General features: G+C 71.1%; 9 protein-coding genes. 6 read left to right on the forward strand and 3 right to left on the reverse strand.

From position 1 onward, the window contains the following. Window positions 1-775 precede the first annotated feature (775 nt). The 5 genes from E2C05_RS24230 to E2C05_RS24250 all read left to right on the forward strand — a co-directional run bounded on the left by E2C05_RS24230 (window position 776) and on the right by E2C05_RS24250 (window position 6,818). On the forward strand, window positions 776-2,683 hold the full coding sequence (locus E2C05_RS24230) for a ribonucleoside-diphosphate reductase subunit alpha (protein WP_133222218.1): 1,908 nt from the start codon (window positions 776-778) through the stop codon (window positions 2,681-2,683). A 116-nt stretch (window positions 2,684-2,799) separates the two neighbouring features. Then, on the forward strand, window positions 2,800-3,843 hold the full coding sequence (locus E2C05_RS24235; protein ID WP_133222219.1) for a ribonucleotide-diphosphate reductase subunit beta: 1,044 nt from the start codon (window positions 2,800-2,802) through the stop codon (window positions 3,841-3,843). 102 nt (window positions 3,844-3,945) lie between these two features. Further along, window positions 3,946-5,637: an FAD-dependent oxidoreductase gene (locus tag E2C05_RS24240; RefSeq protein ID WP_240046877.1), complete on the forward strand. Its 1,692-nt coding sequence runs from the start codon at window positions 3,946-3,948 to the stop codon at window positions 5,635-5,637. Window positions 5,638-5,713: 76 nt separating this feature from the next. Continuing rightward, complete coding sequence (locus tag E2C05_RS24245) at window positions 5,714-6,400, forward strand: SCO family protein (protein WP_133222221.1); 687 nt, start codon at window positions 5,714-5,716, stop codon at window positions 6,398-6,400. 136 nt (window positions 6,401-6,536) lie between these two features. Beyond that, window positions 6,537-6,818: a hypothetical protein gene (locus tag E2C05_RS24250; protein ID WP_133222222.1), complete on the forward strand. Its 282-nt coding sequence runs from the start codon at window positions 6,537-6,539 to the stop codon at window positions 6,816-6,818. 12 nt (window positions 6,819-6,830) lie between these two features. Here E2C05_RS24250 and E2C05_RS24255 read toward each other — a convergent pair whose 3' ends face one another. Beyond that, window positions 6,831-7,565 (reverse strand): tRNA1(Val) (adenine(37)-N6)-methyltransferase, encoded by a 735-nt coding sequence (locus E2C05_RS24255; RefSeq protein ID WP_240046878.1) that lies wholly within the window; start codon window positions 7,563-7,565, stop codon window positions 6,831-6,833. Further along, the gene (locus tag E2C05_RS34800) at window positions 7,562-7,774 is read right to left on the reverse strand and encodes a putative signal transducing protein (protein ID WP_240046879.1); all 213 of its coding nucleotides are present in this window, start codon (window positions 7,772-7,774) and stop codon (window positions 7,562-7,564) included. The genes E2C05_RS24255 and E2C05_RS34800 overlap by 4 nt, the downstream gene beginning before the upstream one ends. Before the next feature lie 107 nt (window positions 7,775-7,881). Between E2C05_RS34800 and E2C05_RS24260 the strand changes: the two genes are divergently transcribed. Then, complete coding sequence (locus tag E2C05_RS24260; protein ID WP_133222224.1) at window positions 7,882-8,901, forward strand: polyprenyl synthetase family protein; 1,020 nt, start codon at window positions 7,882-7,884, stop codon at window positions 8,899-8,901. A gap of 46 nt (window positions 8,902-8,947) precedes the next feature. Here the strand turns inward: E2C05_RS24260 and E2C05_RS24265 are convergent. Beyond that, window positions 8,948-9,626 (reverse strand): O-antigen ligase family protein (locus E2C05_RS24265; RefSeq protein WP_192912514.1); only part of this gene is annotated, 679 nt, incomplete at its 5' end.

The raw sequence follows: 9,626 nt of genomic DNA on the forward strand, positions 1-9,626 counted from the left end.
CGGGCTGCGCGCCGCGGCAGGCGCGGCGCCGCCCGGCGGAGCCGCGGGCGGAGGGACCGCCGCCCGCCGCCACCACGCGCTGAGCCCTGGCGGTACCCGCGCCGAATCGGACCGGACACCGACGCGCCCACCCAGCCTGCCACCGCGCATGACCGGCGGCCGGCAGAGTCGCCGATGGCGGCGAATCGCCACGCCCCCGGTCGGTCGGCCCCCAGCATCGCCGCCGCGCCATGGTCGGGGCGGTGGCAGCGCGGCCGCCCGGGGTTCCGATGCACGGCGATGCGGCGCGCCGGAGCGGGGCGCGTCGGATCCGTCCGGCGCCCCCGCGCCACGGCGAGGAGCAGGACCGGCACCTGCCGCCCGGCCGCCGATGCATGGCCGATGCGCGTCGCATCGGGGCCGTCACCCCGGCGCGGCCGTTCGGCCACGGTGCGGCCGATCGTCGCCGCCTCGCGCGGGCCGCCGATGCGGAACGGGCCGACGCCGGACGGCGCCGCGGCTGGCATCCGCGCGACGCCGGATGGCAGCGGCGAGAGGCGCGGGGCGTGGCGCAGCATGGCTGCCGGACGCCCTGCGCGACGTCGGCCCGGCCATCCGCTGCGCCGGCGGAAAGGGATTGACCTTTGCCCCCGTACGACCACCCTATGGCGAACGCAACACGAACATTCAGGAAAGCGCGGCGGCCGGCCTGCGGCTGACGAATCTGCAACCCGACACCTGATCTGGTGTTATGGTGGCGCTCCTTCTCCAACATCTTGTGTAGGGACTGCACGACATGCATGCTCCGGTCCGTGGGATCGAAGGGGACGTGACCGTGTTCGATGCGGTGCAGTTGGCGGGACACCACCAGGTCCAGGTGGATCGCACGCGCGATGCGCTGCTGACGGATTTCGGCAAGGCGACGCTGGACGACCGGTACCTGCTGCCGGGCGAAAGCTACCAGGACCTCTTCGCCCGCGTGGCGAGCGCCTTCGGCGACGACGCGGCGCATGCGCAGCGCATCTACGACTACATCTCGAAGCTGTGGTTCATGCCGGCGACCCCGGTGCTGTCGAATGGCGGCACGACGCGCGGCCTGCCGATCTCCTGCTTCCTGAACGAGGCGACGGACAGCCTGGACGGCATCGTCGGCCTGTGGAACGAGAATGTCTGGCTGGCGGCCAAGGGCGGCGGCATCGGCTCCTACTGGGGCAACCTGCGCGGCATCGGCGAGAAGGTCGGGCGCAACGGCAAGACCTCTGGCGTGGTGCCGTTCATCCGCGTCATGGATTCGCTGACGCTCGCCATCTCCCAGGGCTCGCTGCGGCGAGGCTCGGCCGCCTGCTACCTGCCGATCAGCCATCCGGAGGTGGAGGAGTTCATCGAGATCCGCCGCCCGACCGGCGGCGACCCGAACCGCAAGGCCCTGAACCTGCACCACGGCATCCTGATCCCGGATGCCTTCATGCGCGCGGTGGAGAATGACGAGCCCTGGGCGCTGGTCAGCCCGAAGGACGGCGCCCTGGTCAAGAAGGTGTCGGCGCGGGCGCTGTGGATCCGCATCCTCACCGCGCGGATCGAGACCGGCGAGCCCTACCTGATCTACTCCGATCACGTGAACCGGGCGCGGCCGGAGCACCACAAGCTCTCGGGGCTCGAGGTCAAGACGTCCAACCTCTGCTCCGAGATCACGCTGCCGACCGGCCGCGACCAGCACGGCCGCGACCGCACCGCGGTCTGCTGCCTCTCCTCCCTCAACCTCGAGACCTGGTTCGAGTGGAAGGATTCGCCGACCTTCATCCCCGACGTGATGCGCTTCCTCGACAACGTCCTGCAGGAGTTCATCGACACCGCGCCGGATTCGATGGCGAAGGCGAAGTACTCGGCGATGCGGGAACGCAGCGTCGGCCTCGGCGTCATGGGCTTCCACAGCTTCCTGCAGGCGCTGAACGTGCCGTTCGAGAGCGCGATCGCCAAGGTTTGGAACAAGCGGATGTTCAAGCACATCCGCGAACAGGCGGATGTCGCCAGCCGGCTGCTGGCGGAGGAGCGCGGGCCCTGCCCCGACGCCGCCGAATACGGCTTCATGGAGCGCTTCTCGAACAAGATGGCGATCGCGCCGACGGCGTCGATCAGCATCATCTGCGGCGGCGCGTCCCCGGGCATCGAGCCGATCGCGGCCAATGTCTACAACCACAAGACGCTGTCCGGCAGCTACATCGTCCGCAACCCCTACCTGAAGAAGGTGCTGGCGAAGCACGGCAGGGACGACGACGAGACCTGGACCAGCATCACCGTCAGCAAGGGCAGCGTGCAGCACCTGGACTTCCTGACGGAGCAGGAGAGGCTGACCTTCAAGACCGCCTTCGAGCTGGACCAGCGCTGGGTGGTGGAGCATGCGGCCGATCGCACGCCCTATATCTGCCAGAGCCAGTCGGTGAACCTGTTCCTGCCGGCGAATGTCCACAAGAAGGACCTTCACCAGATCCACTGGATGGCGTGGAAGAAGGGCGTGAAGTCGCTCTACTACTGCCGCAGCCTGTCGATCCAGCGGGCGGACACGATCAGCGAGAAGGTGGTGCCGAACCTGCTGAGCGTCGCCGCGGTGAACGACGTGGCGGCGGTGGCCGCCGTGCCGCTGCCGGCCGCCGCCACGGCGAAGGTCGAGAGCAACGACTACGAGGAATGCCTGGCCTGCCAGTAGGCAGGCCGGCAACACTCCGCCGCGGCAGGAAGCCGCAGATCTTGGCGCGGCGGGACGCCTGACCATTTCCCCGACGTCACCATCGACGCCAGACCGACACGAGCGGACGAATCCCTATGCCCGACGGAATTTCCCCCACCGGCGCCCCGCAGCATCTCGACCTGCTGACCGCCAACCCGGTCTACAAGCCCTTCCGCTACCCCTGGGCCTATGACGCCTGGCTGACGCAGCAGCGCGTGCATTGGCTGCCGGAGGAAGTGCCGCTCGCGGATGATGTCAAGGACTGGCAGAAGAACCTCTCCGCCGGCGAGAAGAACCTACTGACGCAGATCTTCCGCTTCTTCACCCAGGCGGATGTCGAGGTGAACAACTGCTACATGAAGCACTATTCCCAGGTGTTCAAGCCGACGGAAGTGCTGATGATGCTGAGCGCCTTCAGCAACATCGAGACGATCCACATTGCCGCCTATTCCCACCTGCTGGACACGGTTGGAATGCCGGAAGTTGAATACACGGCCTTCCTCAAATACAAGGAGATGAAGGACAAGTTCGACTACATGCAGAACTTCTCGGTCGCGAACAAGACCGAGATCGCCAAGACGCTGGCGGCCTTCGGCGCCTTCACCGAGGGGCTGCAGCTCTTCGCCTCCTTCGCCATCCTCATGAACTTCCCGCGCTTCAACAAGATGAAGGGGATGGGCCAGATCGTCTCCTGGTCCGTGCGGGACGAGACGCTGCACTGCCTGTCCATCATCCGGCTGTTCCGCACCTTCGTGCAGGAGAATCCGGAGATCTGGACGGAGCAGCTGAAGACCGAGATCGTCGAGATCTGCGCGACGATCGTCGAGCACGAGGATGCCTTCATCGACCTGGCCTTCGAGCTGGGCGGCGTCGATGGGTTGGATGCCGAGCAGACCAAGCGCTACATCCGCTTCATCGCCGACCGGCGGCTGCAGCAGCTTGGCCTCGATCCCCACTTCAACATCGAGAAGAACCCGCTGCCCTGGCTCGATGAGATGCTGAACGCGATCGAGCACACCAATTTCTTCGAGAACCGCGCCACCGAATACTCCAAGGCCAGCACCGTCGGGTCCTGGGAGGAGGTCTGGGCGCCGAGCATCGGCGAGAATTGGGCGGCCGAGGACGTGGCGGCGCGCTGACAGACTCACAGAAATAGAAGGGGGTGCGGGGGGATACCTCCCCCCGCCCTTTTTCTTTCCGTGCCTCCGGGCATGATGGCACGCAGGGAGGGACCCCCGCGCGTGCTCACCGTCGATCTTCTCGTGGCCGGCTCCGGCGCCGGCGGCATGACCGCCGCCATCGCCGCCCGGCATCATGGCCTGGATGTGCTGGTGGCGGAGAAGGAGCCGGTCTTCGGCGGCACCACCGCCATGTCCGGCGGCTATCTCTGGGTGCCGAACAACCCGGTGAATGCCGCCGCCGGCACCAGGGACAGCGTGGAGGCGGCGCGCGCCTATCTGCGGCACGAGGCGGGCAACCACTTCGACGCGCCGCGGATCGATGCCTTCCTGCGCGACGGCCCGCGCATGGTCGACTTCATGCACGCGCACACGCAGGTGCGCTTCGGCCCGGCCACCGCCTTTTCCGACTATCACCCGGACGCGCCCGGCGGCACGCCGGGCGGCCGGTCCATCCTGACCGAGCCGCTGGATGCCCGCGCGCTCGGCCGCGACCTGCCGAAGCTGCGGCGGCCGCGGCCGGAACTCACCCTGTTCGGCCTCGCCATCGGCTCGGGCAAGGAGCTGTGGCATTTCTATCGCGCGACGCGGCGGCTCGAATCGGCGCTGTATGTGACGAAGCGGCTGGCGCGACACGGCGTGGACCTGGCGCTGCACGGGCGCGGCATGACGCTGACCAACGGCAATGCGCTGGCGGCGCGGCTCTACCTCACGGCGCAGCGGATGGGCATCGGCCTCCGCCTCGGCTCCCCGGTCACCCGGCTGCTGCGCGACGAGTCGGGCGCGGTGACGGGCGCGGTGCTGGCGACGCCGGAAGGCGCGTTGGAGGTCATGGCGCGGCGCGGCGTGGTGCTGGCCTGCGGCGGCTTCCCAGCGGACCTGGCGCGGCGCAAGCGCCTGTTCAACCACCCGGCGGCCGAGGGCGAGCACTGGTCCGCCGCCAACCCGGCCAATACCGGCGACGGCATAAGGCTCGGCGAAGCCATCGGCGCGGCGGTGGAGGAGGACTACCCGAACGCCGCCGCCTGGGCGCCGACCAGCCTGGTGCCGCGGGCCGACGGGACGCTGGCCCCCTTCCCGCATTTCATCGACCGCGGGAAGCCCGGCGTCATCGCCGTGCTGCGCAGCGGCCAGCGCTTCGTGAACGAGGCGAACAGCTACCACGACTTCGTCCAGGGGATGATCCGCGCCTGCCCGCCCGGCCAGCCGGCCGAGGCCTTCCTGCTGCTCGACCATCGGACCATCCGCCGCTACGGGATCGGCTTCGTGAAGGCGGCGCCGATCCCGCTCGGGCCAGCCATCGCCTCCGGCTACCTGAAGCGGGGCGAGACCCTTGCGGAGCTTGCCGCCGCGGCGGGGATCGACGCCGCGGCGCTGGAACACACGGTCGCGGTCTGGAACGCCGATGTCGCGCGGGGCGAGGACCGCGACTTCGGCAAGGGCAGCACGGCCTATAACCGCTTTCATGGCGACCCGGAGGTGACGCCCAACCCCTGCCTCGCGCCGCTGGCGGTGCCGCCCTTCTATGCCGTGCGGGTGGTGCCGGGCGATATCGGCACCTTCGACGGGCTGCGGGCGGACGAGCATGCCCGGGTGCTCGACCGCGGCGGGGCGCCGATCCCCGGCCTCTATGCCGCGGGCAACGACATGGCGAGCATCATGGGCGGCAACTACCCGGGCGGCGGCATCACGCTGGGGCCGGCCATGACCTTCGGCTTCATCGCCGGCCGCCACGCCGCGGGCGCCATGGATTGATCGGCTGCCCCCCCAAAGGGACGGGGCGCTAGCGGGGCGCTGGCGGGGGGCCGCCGGCGCCGCTACACCCCCGCCCATGCTGCGGACGGTTCGCTTCCTCGCCCTGCTCCTCGTGCTGCTGCTGGGCGGCGCCTGGGTGTTCGCCTGGGTCACCCGTGCGCCGGGGGAAAGCCTGGCGGATGCCTTCGCCGCCCGGCTCGGCCTGCTGTTCGGCGGGCAGATGCCGGTGCCGGCGGCGGGCGGGGTCCAGCTGCCGCAGGGGATGTCGCTGGGCGGCGCCTTCACCCTGGTGGACCAGGCCGGCCGCACGGTGACGGAACGCGATTATGCCGGGCGCTGGGCGCTGGTCTATTTCGGCTACAGCTTCTGCCCGGATGTCTGCCCGACCGAGCTCGGGACCATGGCGGCGGCGCTGGATGCCATGGGCCCGGCCGGCGAACGGGTGGTGCCGATCTTCATCACCGTGGACCCGGAACGCGACACGCCGGCGCATCTGGCCGACTATGTCAGCCGCTTCCATCCGCGGATGCAGGGCCTGACCGGGTCGCCAGAGCAGGTGGCGGAGGCGGCGCGGCGCTACCGCGTCTATTTCGCCCGGGCGCGCAGCGCGAACAACACCGACTACCTGATGGACCATTCGAGCTTCATCTACCTGGTCGGGCCGGATGCAAGGGTGCGGGCGCTGTTCCGGCCGGAGGCAAAGCCGGAAGACATCGCCGCGGCGGTCACCGCACAGCTTGGTGGGACGAGATCCGGCGGCTGAGACGCGATTTCTCGCCTTCGCGCAACCAATCCGCAATCATTCCCGTTATCGTTTCGGCGGCCACGGCTGGTACGCCGGGGCTTCTATGCCATAGTTGAATGCGCAGGCAGGTATCCTTGGGTCTGGAGACGAGATGATGGTGGACGACGCTTCCGAGTCCGAGGGCACCCGCGAGTCCGGCCGCGGCTCGGCCCCGCGGCACAGCCGTCGCCTGTCCGACAAGATCCTCATCGCGTTCCATCACGCCTGCGACCAGGCGGATTACGAGGTCGCCGAGCAATTGCTGCGCATCCTCGAGATGATGCTGACGCGCCGGCCGGTCTCCCCGGACACCAACCGCCGCCGCAACATGGAAAGCCTGGTCGCGGCGCATGAGCGGCTCTGGTACCTGCGGCACCCGGAATCCAAGGAAAGCTGAGCAGGGTCCCGGTCAGCCCGGCAGGGCGGCGCCATCGCGCAGTACCGCCTCGGCCGCCGGGGTGAAGCCGGCATCGGCATGCAACGTCAGGCCGGGCTCGATCCGCGCCGGCCCCCGCCCCTCCCGCCATGCCTGCAGCAGCGCGCGCTTGGCCGGCAGCCCGGCGCGCGGCCAGAAGGGCACCAGCCGGGCGCCGCCGCAGCCGGCCGCCGCCAGCGCCGCCATGCCGGCTTCCAGCCGCGCCGCCGGCAGGATGAGGGACAGGCTGCCGCGCCGTGCCAGGGGCGCCGCCAGGAAGCGCGCCCAGTCCGCCAGCCGCGCCTCCTCATGCGTCGCGGCGCGGCGCAGGGCCTCCGGCGGGGCGGTGCCGCCGGGCCAGTAGGGCGGGTTGGCGAAGGCGTGGTCGCAGGGCGGCAGCCGGCGGGCCAGGGCCAGGTCGCGCACATCGCCCTCCAGCACCTCCACCCGGCCATCCAGGCCGTTCGCCGCGGCATTGGCGCGCGCCAGCGCCGCCAGCCTGGGGTCGCGCTCCACCGCCAGGATCGCCAGCCCGGGCACCCGCGCGGCGAGGCAGAGGAAACCGGCGCCGCTGCCGCAGCCGGCCTCCAGCACCCGCTGCCCCGGCCGCGCCGGCACGCCGGCGGCCAGCAGCACGGCATCCAGCCCGGCGCGCAGCCCCCGCCGCGGCTGCCGCAGCCGGACGCGGCCGCCCAGCAGGTGGTCCTCGGTCAGGTCGGCTTCCGTCACGCGTGGTCCTCGCCGGCCTCGCGCAGCACGCGGCGGGCCTGGGCCAGGTCCTCCTCCGCCACGGCGATGCGGCGCGGGAAGGCGCCGATGCCGCCCTCCAGCGCGCTGATATGCGCGTCCAGCAGCACGCAGCCGATTCCGGCATCCCGCAGCAGGGCGAGGAGGAAACTGATGCGGACCGGGTCCGTGCTGGAGACGACGACGCGCATCGGGTGCGAAATCCTTGATTTTCCTGCGCTTGCCGCCATGTGGGAGCGTCGTTATGGTGCCGCCCCCTATGCACGGGTCAAGAGACGTGGACGCGGAAGCGGGCGCGATGGCCGAGGCCTCGCCGATCATGGATGCCGCGTCCGGCGGTGAGGATGCGCTGGAGGCGCTGACCGCCCTGGTGCGGGACGACCTGGAGGCCTGCAACCGGCTGATTGTCGCGCGGATGCAGAGCCCGGTCGTGCTCATCCCGCAGCTGGCCGCGCATATCGTCGCGGCCGGCGGCAAGCGGCTGCGGCCGCTGCTGACGCTGGCGGCCGCCCGGCTCTGCGGCTTTCGCGGCGAGAGGCATGTGGCGCTGGCCGCCTGCGTCGAGTTCATCCACACCGCGACGCTGCTGCATGACGACGTGGTGGACGAGAGCGCGCTGCGCCGCGGCCAGGCCAGCGCCAATGCGCTGTTCGGCAACAAGCCCAGCGTCTTGGTCGGCGACTTCCTCTTCGCCCGCGCCTTCGAGCTGATGGTGCAGGACGGGTCGCTGAAGGTGCTGGCCATCCTCTCCGCCGCCTCGGCGACGATCGCCGAGGGCGAGGTGCTGCAGCTGGTCACCCAGAACGACACGACGACGACCGAGGCGCAGTACCTGCAGGTGATCGAGGGCAAGACGGCGGCGCTGTTCGCCGCCGCCACCCGCATCGGCGCCGTGGTGGCGGACCGCCCGCTGGCCGAGGAGGAGGCGCTCGACACCTATGGCCGCGCCCTCGGCACCGCCTTCCAGCTGGTGGACGATGCGCTGGACTATGCGGCGGAGCAGGAGCGGCTGGGCAAGACCGTCGGCGACGACTTCCGCGAAGGCAAGATCACCCTCCCGGTCCTGCTGGCCTTCCAGCGCGGCACCGAGGCGGAGCGCGACTTCTGGCGCCGCACGCTGGAGGACCGCGAGCAGGGCGCCGAGGACCTCGCCGAGGCGCAGCGGCTGATCGCCCGGCATGGCGCGCTGCGCGACACGGTGGAGCGCGCCCGGGTCTATGGCGACCAGGCCCTGGCGGCGCTGGCGCGCTTCCCGGATTGCGCCGAGCGGCGGGCGCTGGCCGGCATCGTGGAATTCTGCATCGCCCGGGCGCGGTAGCGGGCGACGCCCGGGGCTTTAGGCCACGACGCCCGGCGCCACCGGCTCAACCGCGCGGCGGGCCGCCCCTCGGCGCCGGCAGTAGCGCCGCCGCCGCCAGCGCCATCAGCTCCGCCCCCACCCACCATTCCTGCCAGGCGCCGAAGCTCAGCATCGCCGTGACGCTGCCGGCCGCCAGCATGGCGGTCGCCACCGCCGGCCGGGCGGAGCGCGCCGCCGCCCACCCCAGCAGCCAGGCGAGCAACCCGCCCAGCAGCGCCCCCGGCAGCCCAAGCTCCAGCCATAGCTGCAGCGCGCCATTGTGCGGATGCAGCGGCAGCATCTCGGCCGTGGGGATCCAGGCCGCCCGCGCCGGATCCGCGAGGTTGAAGCGGGCCAGCAATTCCGGGCTCGCCCGGTCGCGGTGGCCGGGCACGCTGCGGCTCGCCTCCATCCCCCAGCCGAGCAGCGGCTTCTCCGCGACCCGGCCGATGACGAAGTCCCAGATCATCAGCCGATGCGCGGCCGAGGGCGGGATGCCGTCCGCCGGGACGCCGCGGGCCAGCACCGGGCCGAGCAGCAGCGGCATCAGCAGGATCGCCGCCGCCAGCCCCGCCCCCAGCAGCCGCGGGACCAGCCGCGGCGCCAGCAGCGCGGCGCCGCCCGCCAGGGCACCGGCCAGCACCGCGATCCGCGCGGATTCGCCCGGCAGCGCCAGCAGCACCGCCGCGCCGCCGGCCAGCACC

It is taken from the genome of Paracraurococcus ruber, assembly GCF_004353985.1.
Classification (GTDB): Bacteria; Pseudomonadota; Alphaproteobacteria; order Acetobacterales; family Acetobacteraceae; genus Paracraurococcus; species Paracraurococcus ruber.